This window comes from Kangiella sp. M94, assembly GCF_054926195.1.
The window spans coordinates 1580275-1594425 of the sequence record NZ_CM142903.1 but is presented as its reverse complement, the minus strand read 5'-3'; the positions used below and the strand labels follow the sequence as shown (position 1 = coordinate 1594425).

Here is a 14151-nt window from a genome sequence, read left to right as displayed (position 1 = left end):
GTGAACCCTATTGAATACATCATTACCAGCCGTATGCCGCGAGGCTGGAAGATAATCTGTTTAAGCTTTGCCATGGCCCTTTTTATAGGATTGCCATTGCTATGGGGATCAGCTTTCTTACCGGAGGGCGGCTTTCAGGTGTTGGTCGGTTTAGTTGCCTTGTTCATCGTCGTTGCTGGTTTAGTCAGCATGATAGGTGGCTTTATTGTGTTGCTGGTGGATATATACAGAAACTAAGTGGTTTACTGACCGATTACTTTGGAGCATGTAAATGCAGTTATATGGTTACATAAAACAAGCACAAACCAGCAATGAAGAGTTACTGCATTTAAAAGAGTTAACTTTATGTTCAGATCCAGATGAGCTTGAGTCTCTTGCTGCGTTTCTTATGAATTGTGCTAAGGGTATTCGTAATAGTAGCGATTGGGAGCACGAGCACTTTCAAAGTGAGGAAGGTCCCAATATTATCGTTTTCAATCAAAAGCACCTTAATCAAAAGTAGAAAGCCGGATAGTTAAACTATTTATCTTATTAATCAGAGTGACAGGCGGGTTTATTGTTCTGCTGGTGGATATATACCGCAGTTGAAGATCGGTTCAACTTGTAAATAAAAGTCTCAATTCATCGATATATGTTGACAATAGTTCAAACTACTATATGCTGGCCACAGCTAGAAAGAATGACCTAAGTATTTATACACTCCAAATCGCAGTTTTATTCGTAGTACTCCGTTCTGTAGTTTCAAAATTCTCAGCCAGTATTTCACGCTATTCATGCCTCATGAAGGCACCATTATTTTTGGGTCAAAAGCCCAGTTTAAATTACAGGATATTTATTATGTCTAAAACAGTTAAAGGAACCGTTAAATGGTTCAACGAAGCTAAAGGTTTTGGTTTTATCGAGCAAGAAAACGGCCCAGACGTTTTTGCTCATTTCAGCGCTATTGCTAGCTCTGGATTCAAAACTTTGGCAGAAGGTCAACAAGTTGAGTTTACCTTGACTGACGGCCAGAAAGGCCCACAAGCTGAAAATATTACTGCTCTTTAATACTGTTAAATAAACAGTCTTAAATCGTAATATAGAAAAGCAAGCACCTAGTGCTTGCTTTTTTTATGCCTGATGGAAAAGTGTTAATAAAAGAGTTAAGGCATCAAACGTTCAATATTCCAACCATTTTCAGAAGGGGTATAGACAAAGCGATCATGCAATCTATGCGCGCCCCCTTGCCAAAATTCAATGCTTTGAGGTTTAACTCGATAACCGCTCCAGAAGTCCGGCAAAGGTATCTCGCCCTCGGCAAAGCGAGCCTTCATCTTTTCAAACTGTTGTACCAATAATTCACGAGTTTTGACTGGGCGGCTTTGTTGTGACGCCCAGGCCGCAATCTGACTTTCGCGTGGCCGCTTGGCAAAGTAAGCCAAAGTTTCCTTAATGCCCATTTTTTCCGCTACGCCTTTAATCGAAACCTGTCGTTCCATTTTGTGCCATGGAAAGTGTAGACTGACCATTGGATTTTGTGCAATCTGCTGTGCTTTCTGGCTTTGGCTATTGGTATAAAAGACAAAGCCTTTATCGCTAGCATCTTTGAGCAGAACAATGCGTTGGCTGGGGCAGTTGCTCCGATCGACAGTGCTCAGGACCATAGCGGTAGGGTCGTTAAGTTCACGATCTATGGCTTGCTGTAACCATAACTTAAATTGTTCAATGGGGTTGTCAGCCAGGTCCGAACGTTGGAGTTTGGCCAGTAAGTACTCACGGCGCAGATCATCTATTGCCATAATATCGACTTAATTGTTGAAACCTTCTTTGATAGTAAAATGCGAAGCGAGTGATGTGCAAGCTTCTGGATCACGTTAATCGTAAAATTCTTCACTAGAGGTTTAAACTGGATTAAGACTTCTTCTTCATCGGCGTATCGCCAGAGTCAACCATAATCGCACCAAATTTTTTCTTTGGCTTCTGCTTCTCTGGTGAAGCGGTTGAAGCACCAGTCACTTTTTTATTTTGCTTCTTCTCAAGGCGTTTCTTTTCACGCGCTGTTAGTTTCTTAGCGCCATCTTTCTTCTTTTTACTACCAGCTGCTTTGCCACTGGATTTAAGTTTCTTGGGACCTTTGTAGTTCGCTGGAAGTTCTTTAATGCTTCGTAGCTGGAAACTGCCGCTAATGGCTTTTTCGATAGCCGCCATTAGATTCCATTCGCGATGACTGATTAATGAAATGGCTGTTCCTGTTTCAGCAACGCGTCCAGTTCGTCCGATTCGGTGAATGTAATCTTCTGCGTTATGCGCCATATCAAAGTTAATCACCAGATCGATATCTTTAACATCAATGCCGCGAGCAGCGACATCAGAAGCAATTAGCACTTTAATTTTACTATCACGGAATTGGGTCATGACATGATTGCGAATGCTTTGTGATATATCACCATGCAGAGTACCGGCAGCAATCTTATGGTAACGAATAAGCCCGCCTAAACGGTCCACCTGTTCTTTAGTGTTACAGAACACGATGGCCTTACGATACTCTTCATTGGTTAGTAGCCACTGGGTCAATTTTTCTTTATGGACTAAATCATCAGCAGTGATAATGAACTGTGCAATGGAATCATTTTTTGCTTCAAAAGAATTCAGAACAATCGCTTGCGGATCATTCATCAAATAATCGGTTAGATGTTTTATGCCTTTGCTTTTCAAAGTAGCAGAGAATAAAAGCGTTTGACGTTGAGGGCTGCAATATCCAGCAATGGCTTGTACATCATCAGTAAAGCCCATCTCAAACATCTTGTCCGCTTCATCAATTACCAGATACTCAAGGTCATTAAGATCAGCACCTTGCTTTTCGCAGTGTTCTAACATGCGGCCCGGGGTGGCAATGATAATTTCTGGGTTGTCACGGAAAATTGATTGCTGATAGTTGTAGTCAGCGCCACCAATAATCAAGCCAGTTTTAATCGAGGTGAATTGTGCCAGGTCTTTCGCTTGCTTATTAATCTGACGGGCAAGTTCACGCGTGGGTGCCAGAATCAAAACTCGTGTACTGGTGTGGCGTGAAGGCTTTTCCAATAAATTATGAATAATCGGCAGCAAGAAAGCCGCCGTTTTACCAGAGCCTGTTTCAGCACTGACCATCAGATCCTGCCCATCAAGAATAGGCTCTATGGCTTTTTCCTGAACTTCAGAAGGAGTGTGAAACTTTAATTTCTGTAACGCTTTTTGTAGTCCAGAATGGAGTTCCTGGAAAATAGAAGTATCTGACACGTGAATAACCTATTGAAAATAACTGGCGGTATTTTAGCATTAAATGTTGTGAGGTGTTTATTTTTAATGCGATTTATAGCAAGGATTGCTGTCTGAGAGGCCGTTTTCTTTTGTAGGGTTTGTAGGGACAACTCATGAGTTGTCCCTACGGTAAAGTAATTGAGGACAACCGTCATTGGTCTTTAAGGCTTTCTCTGCGGCGTCCTCTTTAACAACGGCTTCAGGATACCCTCAAGCCCATTGAGTTTCACTTCATAAATAAGCGCTAATTGGCGGCCTAACTTATTGTTGGGAAAGCCCTCTTTGTGGAACCAGACCAGATAAGGTTCCGGTAGCTCCAGTAAACGACGCCCCTGATATTTGCCAAATGGCATCACTTGGTTGATAGCGTCGATAAGTTCTTGTTGTGGGTTTGACTCTTGGTCGGCGGAGTTTGGCATTTACGGGTTTGTCGATTGCAATCTTGGATTGAGTGTTTATGATGCTATAGAGTTTTAAAGTCAAGCGAATAATCGAGAGAGTGGTCATGAAAAATAAATTTTTTAATACATTAGTAGTAGCGCTTTCATTCAGTGCATTGGCTGCCTGTCAGCAGGAAGAATCCGCTCAAGAGTCTGTTAACACTGAGGTGATGGCTGAAGTTGAGGTTTCTGAGAAGCCGGTAGATTTCAGTGCTAAAGCAGAAGAAATCAGTAAAAAATATATCATTGCAGACACTCACATCGACGTGCCGCATCGTTTGCTAGAAAAATATGATGATGTCAGCGAATCGACCGAAGGCGGGGACTTTGATTATCCGCGTGCGGTTAAGGGCGGTTTAGATGCGCCTTTTATGTCGATTTATACTCCTGCCGATCTGGAAGAGAAGGGCGGTAGCAAAGCACAGGCCGAGCAGCTGATCGATATGGTTGAAAAAATGGCTGCTGATGCTCCTGATAAATTTGCTCTGGCCATGTCACCAGGCGATTTGTTGCGTAATTTCAGACAGGGTCTTATTTCTCTGCCGATGGGCATGGAAAACGGTTCGCCATTAGAAGGTGAGCTAGCCAATGTGGAATACTTTTTCGACCGTGGCATTCGCTACATTACTTTGGCTCACTCCTTGAGTAATCATTTATCGGATTCTTCTTATGACGAAGCTCGACCAAATGATGGTTTGAGCGATTTTGGTCGCCAGGTGGTTAAGGAAATGAATCGCTTAGGCATGATGGTAGATGTATCTCATCTATCCGACAAAGCCTTCTTTGATGTGCTTGAAGTATCCGAAGTGCCAGTTATTGCCAGTCATTCATCTGCTCGCCATTTCACTCCCGGCTTTGAGCGCAACATGAGCGATGAAATGATTAAAGCTTTAGCTGAAAAGGGTGGTGTCATATTTATTAATTTTGGCTCAACTTTTGTCTCGCAAGCGTCACGCGACAACTATGATGCCTATAAAGAAGCGCGTCAGAAGTTTATGGATGAAAACGGTGTTTCTGTTGAGCATGAAAGTGTTATGAACTTTACCAAACAGTACCGTGAAGAGAAGCCATTTGTGTTTGCTGATCTTGAGATCGTCCTTGACCATTTCGACCACGTGATTAAGTTAGTTGGTGTTGATTATGTGGGTATTGGTTCGGACTATGACGGTGTAGGCGACAGTCTTCCGACAGGACTTAAAGATGTTGCTACTTACCCAAATCTTATCGAAGGATTGCTTGTTCGAGGTTACAGTGAAGAGGAAATTGCCAAGATCTTATCGGGCAACCTGCTTCGTGTATGGACTCAGGTTGAGAACCATGCCCAACAACAATAATTGCTAACCGCTTGAAATTCACTATGATAGTTGATGAACACTTCAACTATCATCATATTAAAGGAGTATCAAGAATGAACAATAAGATTATAGCTATCGTTCTACTGGTCGTTGGTATTGCTCTTTTTATCTGGGGCTACAACATGACTCAGGCCGCAGGAGAGCAGATCCGCGAAGCTTGGACTGGATCTTTTTCCGATAAAGCTACCTGGTTAATGATTGGTGGTGGAATTTTAGGGCTGGTTGGTATTTTGCAATTGGCGTTTGGGAAGAAGTAAGTCTGGTACAACGAAAAGGCCCGCATATTGCGGGCTTTTTTTATTTACTTTAATCAGTTAGCTATTCAATCAAGTAATGTCATTCACCAAGGGCACTTCCTACGGTCGCCCGCGAAGGAGGGTGACCAAAGGGAATACCCTTGGGTAAATCTATGCTCTTTTTCCTGTCATTCCTATGGTTTTTGTTTCGCTACTCAGCGAGTCCCTTTTCTTTGTACCACAGGCACTTCCTACGGTCGCTTTCCAAAGAAAAGGGACCAAAAGAAACGACACCCTGATATTGAGGCCACACTTCGTGTGACTTCCTGCGCCACTCCCAAAATACTTAACGCACCAGAATTTACATCACATCTCCCTAAAGGGATTTCCTTTGGTCACTTTGCTGAAAATTCTTATCAAAATCATCTCCCTAAAGGGATTCCCTTGGGTCACAGATTTTGATTGCTATATTTTGTACGTGTCTTAGCTCAATATAAGGGGATTACTGGTGCAATCCTTCTAGCTGTGACAATCGCTTTAAGTTTATCTGCTATATAAAGAGCTTTATTTTAATGCTTAAATTTAGTCTTTAGATTACTCACCTGCTGCATCAAGACCCCATCCACTGCTTTTGCCCAGTCTACTGTTTTCTGATTAACAAAACCTGTGACTCGATAGTTGAGTTTGAGCTTTGTTTTGTTGTCTTCGGTTGCTTCGAAGTTCCATGTCATATAACCGTTAACGGCGAGTGAGCTCAGTGGGCCTAGGCCGCCTGTCATGTGGACGCTCTTGCCGGGATTAATCTGTGAGAGGGTCATGTGTACTGCTTGCTGCTCGCCATTGCGTTCGCAAAAGCAGCCGCCTGCTTTGGGCTTGATTGTCATTTTTGAGGCATCACCAAACCAGGTGTGGCTGTCCTGCCACCATTGGCCGATCTGGATAAACTGGTCATAGACTTGTCTGCTGGGCGCATCAATGGCGATGTTTATACTGATGACGAAATGCTGTTCTGAAACTTCTGTGACTTCTGCCTTTGTTGTTGCTGTTGCGAACACAAAAAATAAGAAAGTAATTATTCTCATTGGAATTCCCAGTTCTGGATTTGGTTTAGATTACTGCGGTTGATGCAATAAATCTACTAGGGCTTGTGCTGCATTAGAGAGCGTTTTATTGGTGCGATAGATGATGCCCATGCTACGCACAGAAAGATTCTTTTCTTCACTGATAACGGTTAGAGGACTTGTAACCAGACGTTCCGGCAGTAGGGTCCAGCCCATTTTGCAGGCGACCAGTTTAGCGATGACTTCCAGATAGTTGGCCGTTTTGACTTTGCCCAGATGTACGCCAAGTGCTTCCAGCTGATGTTCAAAAAGCTCACGGGGGAAGGTGTGGGCTGGTGGTAAAATACAGGGGTAGTCGCTGAGCTGACCCATTGGGTTTGTATGCTTGAGCAGTTCATAATCGCGGTGACAGACAATTTGCAAAGCTTCCTGCCAGATCAGTTGATGTTCTAATCGTGGGTTCGCCTGTGAGGGGAAGGTCAGCAGTGCCAGCTCCAGATCACCGCTAAGCACTCGATCATAAGCCAGCTCTGAATCAATAAAGTCGATGTTAAGATCGACCTCGGGATAGGTGTCGATATATTGCTCAAGGTAATCGGGCAGCAGGTGCAGTCCAATATAGTGGCTGGTGCCAATGTGTAGTTGACCACTGACTTTGCCGGTGAGGTCTCTGATGTCCTGAAAAGTGCTATCAATACTACCCAGTATCGCAGGAGCCTGTTCACGCAACAGTCGCCCAGCCTCGGTTTCGATAACATGATTACCGACCCGATCAAACAAGTTGGTGCCAACGATAGCTTCCAGCCTTTTGATGCGTTTGCTCAAAGCGGGCTGGGTCAGTTGCAGTTTTTTCGCTGCCAGGGTAAAAGAGCCAATGCTGGCAACGCTTAGAAAGGTTCTCAGTAAATCTGTATCCACGTCATTCCTGTTGGTTATCGATTTAATGACAATAATGAATTTGAGTTATTATAGATGAAGTTCTATCATGCTCAAGTGATAGTTGTCACTGTCAGGACACTCTCATGCCTACGTTTGCGCAATAACAGTAAATAGTAGGCAAACCTGACAGCCGACATTAACCTAATTGAAGACTCTTTTTATAGATACTTTTTTAGACATATCAGAGGTGCCAAATGGCAGGTAAAACCCTTTTTGACAAGTTATGGGATGACCATCTTGTTGCGCAAAATGACGACGGTTCTGCGTTGATCTATATTGACCGTCAACTACTCCACGAAGTGACTTCGCCTCAGGCTTTCGAAGGCTTGAAACTGGCGGGCCGTAAACCTCGTCGTATCGAAGCCAATTTAGCGACGCCGGATCACAATGTTCCTACAACGGATCGCACCAAAGGGATTGAAGACCCGATTTCACGCATTCAGGTACAAACGCTTGATGATAACTGTGATGAGTATGGTGTAACTGAATTTAAGATGGATGATGTTCGTCAGGGCATCGTGCATGTGATTGGTCCTGAACAGGGCTACACGTTACCGGGTTTAACCATGGTTTGTGGTGACTCGCACACAGCTACCCACGGCGCATTTGCAGCGATGGCGTTTGGTGTCGGCACATCAGAAGTTGAGCATGTATTAGCGACCCAATGTTTACGCCAGAAGAAAATGAAGAACATGCTGGTCAAGGTTGATGGCAAGCTAGGTGTTGGCGTAACCGCAAAAGATATCGTGTTGGCGGTAATTGGCGAAATTGGTACTGCTGGCGGTAATGGCCATGCCATCGAGTTCGCTGGTTCAGCGATTGAAGACTTGTCGATGGAAGGTCGCATGACCATCTGTAACATGGCCATCGAAGCCGGTGCCCGTATTGGCCTGGTTGCTGTTGACGATAAAACGATTGAGTATGTCAAAGGTCGTCCGTTCGCACCAAAAGGCGAGCATTGGGACATGGCAGTTAAAGCCTGGCAAGATCTGAAAAGTGATACTGATGCGCACTTCGATAAAGTGGTCGAATTAAAAGCTGAAGACATCATTCCACAAGTGACCTGGGGAACTTCGCCAGAAATGGTTAAGCCCGTTACCGGCATGATTCCAAATCCAGCCAACGAAGCAAGCCCTGTGAAGAAAGAGGGTATTGAGCGTGCTTTGAAATATATGGATCTGAAAGCGGATACGCCGATCACGCAAATTCCGGTGGATAAAGTGTTTATTGGTTCCTGCACTAACTCACGCATTGAAGATTTGCGCGAAGCCGCTGCAGTGGCAAAAGGTCGCAAAGTAGCTGCCAGCGTTAAATTGGCGATGGTGGTTCCAGGTTCTGGTCTGGTAAAAGAGCAGGCCGAAGCAGAAGGTTTGGACAAAATCTTTACCGAGGCAGGTTTCCAGTGGCGTGAGCCGGGTTGCTCGATGTGTTTGGCAATGAACGCTGACCGTTTAGAGCCAGGCGAGCATTGCGCTTCAACCTCGAACCGTAACTTCGAAGGTCGTCAGGGGCAGGGTGGACGTACCCATCTGGTAAGCCCTGGAATGGCTGCGGCAGCAGCTGTTTTTGGCCACTTCACCGACGTTCGTGAATTAGAACTGCAACCGATTACTGGAGGTGCGAACTAATGGAAGCCTTTACTCAACACACAGGTTTAACGGTGCCTTTAGACCGTGCCAATGTCGATACTGATGCGATCATTCCCAAGCAGTTTTTGAAATCCATCAAGCGCAGTGGTTTTGGTCCGAACTTATTCGATGAATGGCGTTATCTTGATCATGGCGAACCAGGTATGGACAATTCACAACGTCCGATTAACCCCGACTTCGTTTTGAACTTCCCGCGCTATAAAGGTGCATCAATTCTACTGGCGCGCGAAAACTTTGGTTGTGGCTCAAGCCGTGAACACGCGCCATGGGCATTAGAAGATTACGGCTTTAAAGCGGTCATAGCGCCAAGTTTCGCCGATATCTTCTTCAATAACTGCTTCAAAAACGGTATCTTACCGATAGTTTTAGATCACGAAACCGTTGATCTGCTATTTAAAGAATCCGAAGCCAACGAAGGTTACAAGCTGGATATCAATCTTGAACAACAGACAATTACTCGACCCAATGGCGAAGTAATAAAGTTTGAAGTTGAGCAAGACCGTAAACACAGTTTGTTGAATGGCCTGGATGATATTGGTATTACTTTGCAGCAAGAAGCAGCGATTACTGAGTATGAGAATGAGCGTAAGAAACGCGCTCCATGGCTTTTTCAATCGTAAAACGCGTTAAATTGCTCCATGGCTTTGTTATTTAGAATTTTTTTCTGGGTCATTGACCAGAACGTCAACTCCCCATTAAAAAATTCTAAATGCCGCGCCCTGAAGCAATTTTCCAGCGTTTTCTTGATTGAAAAGTGAAACTATAGTTTGAATATATAACATGTAGGGTGCGTCGCGACGCACCGCTCTACAAAGTAGCCGTCGCAGTGTACTTTACTAATCAAGTTAACAACTAGAGAGAACACTCATGAAGTGGATTCTTTTCTTCATAGCTTTAATGGTAACAGCTTCTGCTCAAACGGCTGGTTTGAGCTTCGAGCAAGCGTTATCCAAAGCACATAGTATGGAGTCAAATCTGGGACAGCAGGATGCTTATCGCTTGATAATGGCCCAAGGCGATTTTTTAGGTAAGGCGGTTCCGGTCTGTGTTAATAAGATAGGTAGGTTCGAAGATAAGTTTACGGTGATTGTAAGCCTTGATGCATCGGGTCGAGTGGATCAAGTATGGCGTCAACCTGAGAATGAATTTGTCGCATGTTTTGCGAGTGAAATGAAGCGACAGTTTTCGTTTGATATTGATGAAACTTCGTTCTTCACAGCAATTGAATATACTACAAACAATGAAATTGAGTGGGATTATGACTAAGAAAATTTTGGTATTACCGGGCGATGGTATTGGTCCGGAGATTGTGGGTCAGGCGACGCGCGTGATGGATGCGTTGATTGCTGACCATGGTTTGGATATGGCTTATGAGTCTGATTTGGTGGGCGGTTCGTCTTTTGATGAGCATGGCGTGCCTTTGACTGACGAGGTGCTTGAGAAGGCGCGTCAGGCGGATTCTGTGTTATTAGGTGCGGTTGGTGGCCCTAAGTGGGAACAGTATGAAATTGCGGTTCGTCCTGAGAAGGCGTTGTTAAAATTGCGTTCTGAATTAGAGTTGTTCGGCAACTTACGTCCTGCGATTTTGTATCCACAATTGGCGAGTGCTTCGAGCTTAAAGCCTGAGTTGGTTTCTGGTCTTGATGTGTTGATCGTTCGTGAGTTAACCGGCGGTATTTATTTCGGTCAACCTCGCGGTATTCGTACCAAAGATAATGGCGAGCGTGAAGGTTTTAATACTTACGTTTATAGCGAAAGTGAAATTGAGCGTATTGCTCATGTAGCTTTCCGTGCGGCTATGTTGCGTGACAAGCGTTTGTGTTCAGTGGATAAAGCCAATGTGCTTGAAGTGACTGAACTATGGCGTGAAGTGATGATCCGTGTGGGCAAGGAGTACCCTGAAGTTGAGTTGACGCATATGTATGTGGATAACGCGGCTATGCAGTTAGTGCGTGCACCGAAGCAGTTCGATGTGATGGTAACCGGCAATATGTTCGGTGATATCCTGTCTGATTGTGCGGCTATGTTGACCGGTTCAATTGGTATGTTGCCTTCGGCCAGTTTGGATGCCAATGGCAAGGGTATGTATGAGCCGATTCATGGTAGCGCCCCGGATATTGCTGGTCAGAACAAAGCGAATCCATTAGCAACTATTCTGTCGGTTTCGATGATGCTACGTCACAGCTTTGGCGAAGAAGCCTTGGCCGATAAAATTGATAATGCGGTTTCTACTGTCCTGGATCAAGGTTACCGCACCGGTGACATTTATACTGACGGCATGAAATTGGTATCGACCAGTGAAATGGGCGATGCAGTGTTAGCTGCTCTGAAATAAGGGTCATTATGACAAACAAAGGCTTATTGGCCTCTGATTTGACCATATCGCGTGCTGAGCACGTTTTGTTGGAAGGCGCTGAACTTGAGTTAGCGCCTTCGACTATTACCTATCTTTATGGTGAAAATGGTTCTGGCAAAACCAGTTTGATGCGTTGCTTATCGGGTCTATTACAGGCTGACAGCGGCAAAATTCATTGGAATGGGCAGCCTATCACCAGCCTTGATTCTGAATACTTTCAAGATCTTATCTTTCTCGCTCATGCCTTATCCATGAAGGCGGAGCTGACTATTTTCGAAAATCTGAGCTTTTATGCGCGCTTGCGTGGCATAAAAGACCCAAAACCATTAATTGATGATGCGACTTCGCAGCTGGGGATTGCTCAATTGCAAAATCGTCGTTTTGCCGAATTGTCTGCTGGGCAGCAACACAAAGTTGCTTTATGCCGACTGGTCATTGAGCCAGCGAAAATCTGGATTCTGGATGAACCCTTTGTCAATTTGGATAAGGCTACGCGTCATTGGCTGGCTGTGTTGATTCAGGAATTTGCCAAGCAAGGCGGGGCGGTGCTTTTTACCTCGCATCACGAAATCGAAGAGCTGGCTATTGACCAACGAATAGGGATTGAACACTGATGTTTCGCGCCTTGTTGAAAAAAGAGTTAATGGTAGCTCGCCGTAATTGGATTGGAATCGTTATTCCGCTGTTTTTCTTTGTCATGGTGGTTAGCTTGTTTCCTTTTGGTGTGAGTCCCGAGGCGCCAACTTTGCAAAAGATTGCTCCGGGCATTATCTGGGTGGCCGCTTTATTAGCAACCCTGTTGTCGCTTGAGCAGTTTTATCGTAGCGATTATCAGGATGGCTCACTGGAGCAAACTCTGTTGATTGCTGGGCCGACCCAGGTTGCCAGTGCAAAAATACTGGCCCACTGGTTGTTAACCGGCTTGCCTTTAGTGATCGTCTCACCATTGCTCGGTATTTTGATGCAGATCAACCATGGCTTTGTCGACTCCAATCATACTTGGGTACTGATGTTGAGTTTATTACTTGGTACGCCAACCTTGTGCTTGATCGGTGCGGTGGGCATGAGTCTGGCTTTGGCCGCCAATCGCAATGGAATGTTAGTGGCGGTTCTGGTGTTGCCTTTGTACGTGCCAATTTTGATTTTTGGCACCTCAACAGTTACAGCATCGCTGGAAAATTTCAGTTATAATGGCCAACTTGCGATTTTAGCTGCGTTATTATTGATTGCGCTGGTTATGAGCCCTTTTGCAGCAGGGCGCGCATTGAAAATTTCGGTCAGCTAGCGAGTGTTGCTAGTGGCCAGATAAATTAAAGACTGACTGACAATAGGTTTACAATTAATGGCTTCTCGTTGGCGTTGGTTTCATCAACTCGGCTCTCCTAAATGGTTCTTCGAAAAATCTGCTAAATGGCTTCCCTGGATTTGGGCTGGCACGCTGATTTTATTAGCAGTTGGCTTATATTACTCATTATGGGCTTCGCCAATTGAAGCTCGCCAGGGCCAGGGTCATACCGTTCGTATCATGTATATCCACGTACCGGCCGCTGCCCTGTCGATGATCGGTTATGTAGTGATGGCGATAGCTTCTACCATAGGTCTGGTCTGGAAAATGAAAGTGGCCTTCGCTACCTCGCGCGCGATCGCGCCGATTGGTGCGGCCATGACCTTCATTGCGCTGTTCACTGGTGCAGTCTGGGGCAAACCTACCTGGGGCACCTGGTGGGAATGGGATGCGCGCCTGACCTCTGAATTATTATTGTTGTTCTTGTATCTGGGCTTTATCGCCTTACATTCATCATTTGCTGAGCGTGCTAAAGCGGACAAAGCGGCCGCAGTTCTGGCGATTGTCGGCGTCATTAATGTGCCCATTATCTATTTCTCGGTAAAGTGGTGGAACACACTGCATCAGGGCTATTCGGTGACTCAAAAAGGTGCGTTGGCTCCTGAGTTCCAAGTGCCACTGTTTACCATGATTGGTGCTTTCTATTTGCTGTTTATTGGTCTGGTGATCATGCGTTTGCGTGTGGAGATTCTGATGCGTGAACAAAAATCACGCTGGGTTGCCGATTGGGCTACCGAGCAAAAGGCGCATAAAACACCAAAGCGAGGTCTATAAATGAATAGTTTTCATGAGTTTATTTTTATGGGCAAACATGGTGCCTATGTCTGGTCGAGTTATCTAATGACTTTTATCGTGTTATTAGGCATCTTCTATTGGTTCCGATATTTATTGAAATCTCTGCGTAGCCAAGTAAAATCTGAGCTCAATTCCAGTGATTCGAATGCTGCTCGACCTAAAGCGCGTAAGTTGAAAGTCGAAAAAACCGAATCCCGAGATTAAAAGATTTATGAAAGCACATCGTCGTAACAAACTCATCGCTATCATCTCTGGCCTGATTTTATTATCTGGTGCGGTTGCCCTGATCCTCTACGCTCTCAATGAAAACATTAACCACTTCTATGCTCCTACCGAAGTTAAAGAAGGTAGTGCACCTTTAAACAAAACCATTCGTGTTGGTGGTTTGGTGGTACCTGGCTCAATTGAGCGTTCTGGTGAAAGACTCTATGTCGAGTTTAAAATCACCGACAATCAGAATCAGATGGTCATTAGCTATGACAATATTTTGCCGGATATGTTTAAAGAAGGGCAGGGTGTGATTGCGGAAGGTCAGTTAGTGGACCAGAATAAACTGGTCGCGACTAAGGTGCTGGCCAAACACGACGAAACCTATATGCCACCAGAAGTGGAAGCTTCTTTGCAAAAATATGGCCATCCTATGCAGCCACGTGATGGTGACGAATCTAAACAACCTTCAGACCAATACTAGTAGGT

General features: G+C 44.7%; 19 protein-coding genes. 14 read left to right on the top strand and 5 right to left on the bottom strand.

What is annotated here, in order from left to right:
• From ACYTXU_RS07305 to ACYTXU_RS07295, 3 genes are all read left to right on the top strand, one after another.
• Positions 1 to 237: a hypothetical protein gene (locus ACYTXU_RS07305; RefSeq protein WP_462205969.1), complete on the top strand. Its 237-nt coding sequence runs from the start codon at positions 1 to 3 to the stop codon at positions 235 to 237.
• 34 nt (positions 238 to 271) lie between these two features.
• On the top strand, positions 272 to 502 hold the full coding sequence (locus tag ACYTXU_RS07300) for an Imm32 family immunity protein (protein ID WP_462205968.1): 231 nt from the start codon (positions 272 to 274) through the stop codon (positions 500 to 502).
• Positions 503 to 837: 335 nt separating this feature from the next.
• Positions 838 to 1047 carry a cold-shock protein gene (locus ACYTXU_RS07295; RefSeq protein ID WP_012800902.1) on the top strand — a complete coding sequence of 70 codons (210 nt, stop codon included), beginning with the start codon at positions 838 to 840 and terminating at the stop codon, positions 1045 to 1047.
• A gap of 95 nt (positions 1048 to 1142) precedes the next feature.
• Here the strand turns inward: ACYTXU_RS07295 and pdxH are convergent, their stop codons facing one another.
• The 3 genes from pdxH to ACYTXU_RS07280 all read right to left on the bottom strand — a co-directional run bounded on the left by pdxH (position 1143) and on the right by ACYTXU_RS07280 (position 3698).
• Positions 1143 to 1778: a pyridoxamine 5'-phosphate oxidase gene (gene pdxH / locus ACYTXU_RS07290; RefSeq protein WP_462205967.1), complete on the bottom strand. Its 636-nt coding sequence runs from the start codon at positions 1776 to 1778 to the stop codon at positions 1143 to 1145.
• 112 nt (positions 1779 to 1890) lie between these two features.
• Entirely contained in the window at positions 1891 to 3258 is a 1368-nt protein-coding gene (locus tag ACYTXU_RS07285; RefSeq protein ID WP_462205966.1) for a DEAD/DEAH box helicase, read from the bottom strand.
• A gap of 182 nt (positions 3259 to 3440) precedes the next feature.
• On the bottom strand, positions 3441 to 3698 hold the full coding sequence (locus ACYTXU_RS07280; protein WP_462205965.1) for a DUF3820 family protein: 258 nt from the start codon (positions 3696 to 3698) through the stop codon (positions 3441 to 3443).
• An 86-nt stretch (positions 3699 to 3784) separates the two neighbouring features.
• On the opposite strand from ACYTXU_RS07280, the gene ACYTXU_RS07275 reads away from it, so the two are divergent.
• Entirely contained in the window at positions 3785 to 5053 is a 1269-nt protein-coding gene (locus ACYTXU_RS07275) for a dipeptidase (RefSeq protein ID WP_462205964.1), read from the top strand.
• 74 nt (positions 5054 to 5127) lie between these two features.
• Complete coding sequence (locus ACYTXU_RS07270; RefSeq protein ID WP_462205963.1) at positions 5128 to 5331, top strand: DUF3185 family protein; 204 nt, start codon at positions 5128 to 5130, stop codon at positions 5329 to 5331.
• A gap of 548 nt (positions 5332 to 5879) precedes the next feature.
• Here the strand turns inward: ACYTXU_RS07270 and ACYTXU_RS07265 are convergent.
• Together ACYTXU_RS07265 and ACYTXU_RS07260 are read right to left on the bottom strand one after the other, a co-directional pair.
• The gene (locus ACYTXU_RS07265) at positions 5880 to 6392 is read right to left on the bottom strand and encodes an SRPBCC family protein (RefSeq protein WP_462205962.1); all 513 of its coding nucleotides are present in this window, start codon (positions 6390 to 6392) and stop codon (positions 5880 to 5882) included.
• Between the two features lie 30 nt (positions 6393 to 6422).
• Complete coding sequence (locus ACYTXU_RS07260; RefSeq protein ID WP_462205961.1) at positions 6423 to 7289, bottom strand: LysR family transcriptional regulator; 867 nt, start codon at positions 7287 to 7289, stop codon at positions 6423 to 6425.
• A 215-nt stretch (positions 7290 to 7504) separates the two neighbouring features.
• On the opposite strand from ACYTXU_RS07260, the gene leuC reads away from it, so the two are divergent.
• The 9 genes from leuC to ccmE all read left to right on the top strand — a co-directional run bounded on the left by leuC (position 7505) and on the right by ccmE (position 14146).
• The gene (gene leuC / locus ACYTXU_RS07255) at positions 7505 to 8938 is read left to right on the top strand and encodes a 3-isopropylmalate dehydratase large subunit (protein WP_462205960.1); all 1434 of its coding nucleotides are present in this window, start codon (positions 7505 to 7507) and stop codon (positions 8936 to 8938) included.
• Positions 8938 to 9579 carry a 3-isopropylmalate dehydratase small subunit gene (gene leuD / locus ACYTXU_RS07250; protein WP_462205959.1) on the top strand — a complete coding sequence of 214 codons (642 nt, stop codon included), beginning with the start codon at positions 8938 to 8940 and terminating at the stop codon, positions 9577 to 9579. Before leuC ends, leuD begins: the two co-directional genes overlap by 1 nt.
• 247 nt (positions 9580 to 9826) lie before the next feature.
• Entirely contained in the window at positions 9827 to 10225 is a 399-nt protein-coding gene (locus tag ACYTXU_RS07245; RefSeq protein ID WP_462205958.1) for a hypothetical protein, read from the top strand.
• Positions 10218 to 11294 (top strand): 3-isopropylmalate dehydrogenase, encoded by a 1077-nt coding sequence (gene leuB / locus ACYTXU_RS07240; RefSeq protein WP_462205957.1) that lies wholly within the window; start codon positions 10218 to 10220, stop codon positions 11292 to 11294. Before ACYTXU_RS07245 ends, leuB begins: the two co-directional genes overlap by 8 nt.
• Positions 11295 to 11302: 8 nt before the next feature.
• Complete coding sequence (gene ccmA / locus ACYTXU_RS07235) at positions 11303 to 11929, top strand: heme ABC exporter ATP-binding protein CcmA (RefSeq protein ID WP_462205956.1); 627 nt, start codon at positions 11303 to 11305, stop codon at positions 11927 to 11929.
• Entirely contained in the window at positions 11929 to 12600 is a 672-nt protein-coding gene (gene ccmB, locus ACYTXU_RS07230; RefSeq protein WP_462205955.1) for a heme exporter protein CcmB, read from the top strand. Before ccmA ends, ccmB begins: the two co-directional genes overlap by 1 nt.
• Before the next feature lie 57 nt (positions 12601 to 12657).
• A complete protein-coding gene (ccmC, locus tag ACYTXU_RS07225; RefSeq protein ID WP_462205953.1) occupies positions 12658 to 13434 on the top strand; it encodes a heme ABC transporter permease CcmC in 777 nt (258 codons plus the stop codon).
• Positions 13435 to 13659 carry a heme exporter protein CcmD gene (ccmD, locus tag ACYTXU_RS07220; protein WP_462205952.1) on the top strand — a complete coding sequence of 75 codons (225 nt, stop codon included), beginning with the start codon at positions 13435 to 13437 and terminating at the stop codon, positions 13657 to 13659.
• A gap of 7 nt (positions 13660 to 13666) precedes the next feature.
• A complete protein-coding gene (ccmE, locus tag ACYTXU_RS07215) occupies positions 13667 to 14146 on the top strand; it encodes a cytochrome c maturation protein CcmE (RefSeq protein ID WP_462205951.1) in 480 nt (159 codons plus the stop codon).
• Positions 14147 to 14151: the final 5 nt, after the last annotated feature.

Coding starts and splice junctions, on each gene's coding strand:
- leuC (WP_462205960.1), top strand. CDS start 7,505: ATGGCAGGTAAAACCCTTTTTGACAAGTTATGGGATGACCATCTTGTT.
- pdxH (WP_462205967.1), bottom strand. CDS start 1,778: ATGGCAATAGATGATCTGCGCCGTGAGTACTTACTGGCCAAACTCCAA.
- leuD (WP_462205959.1), top strand. CDS start 8,938: ATGGAAGCCTTTACTCAACACACAGGTTTAACGGTGCCTTTAGACCGT.
- leuB (WP_462205957.1), top strand. CDS start 10,218: ATGACTAAGAAAATTTTGGTATTACCGGGCGATGGTATTGGTCCGGAG.
- ccmA (WP_462205956.1), top strand. CDS start 11,303: ATGACAAACAAAGGCTTATTGGCCTCTGATTTGACCATATCGCGTGCT.
- ccmC (WP_462205953.1), top strand. CDS start 12,658: ATGGCTTCTCGTTGGCGTTGGTTTCATCAACTCGGCTCTCCTAAATGG.
- ACYTXU_RS07295 (WP_012800902.1), top strand. CDS start 838: ATGTCTAAAACAGTTAAAGGAACCGTTAAATGGTTCAACGAAGCTAAA.
- ccmD (WP_462205952.1), top strand. CDS start 13,435: ATGAATAGTTTTCATGAGTTTATTTTTATGGGCAAACATGGTGCCTAT.
- ccmB (WP_462205955.1), top strand. CDS start 11,929: ATGTTTCGCGCCTTGTTGAAAAAAGAGTTAATGGTAGCTCGCCGTAAT.
- ACYTXU_RS07280 (WP_462205965.1), bottom strand. CDS start 3,698: ATGCCAAACTCCGCCGACCAAGAGTCAAACCCACAACAAGAACTTATC.
- ACYTXU_RS07265 (WP_462205962.1), bottom strand. CDS start 6,392: ATGAGAATAATTACTTTCTTATTTTTTGTGTTCGCAACAGCAACAACA.
- ACYTXU_RS07275 (WP_462205964.1), top strand. CDS start 3,785: ATGAAAAATAAATTTTTTAATACATTAGTAGTAGCGCTTTCATTCAGT.
- ACYTXU_RS07245 (WP_462205958.1), top strand. CDS start 9,827: ATGAAGTGGATTCTTTTCTTCATAGCTTTAATGGTAACAGCTTCTGCT.
- ACYTXU_RS07270 (WP_462205963.1), top strand. CDS start 5,128: ATGAACAATAAGATTATAGCTATCGTTCTACTGGTCGTTGGTATTGCT.
- ccmE (WP_462205951.1), top strand. CDS start 13,667: ATGAAAGCACATCGTCGTAACAAACTCATCGCTATCATCTCTGGCCTG.
- ACYTXU_RS07300 (WP_462205968.1), top strand. CDS start 272: ATGCAGTTATATGGTTACATAAAACAAGCACAAACCAGCAATGAAGAG.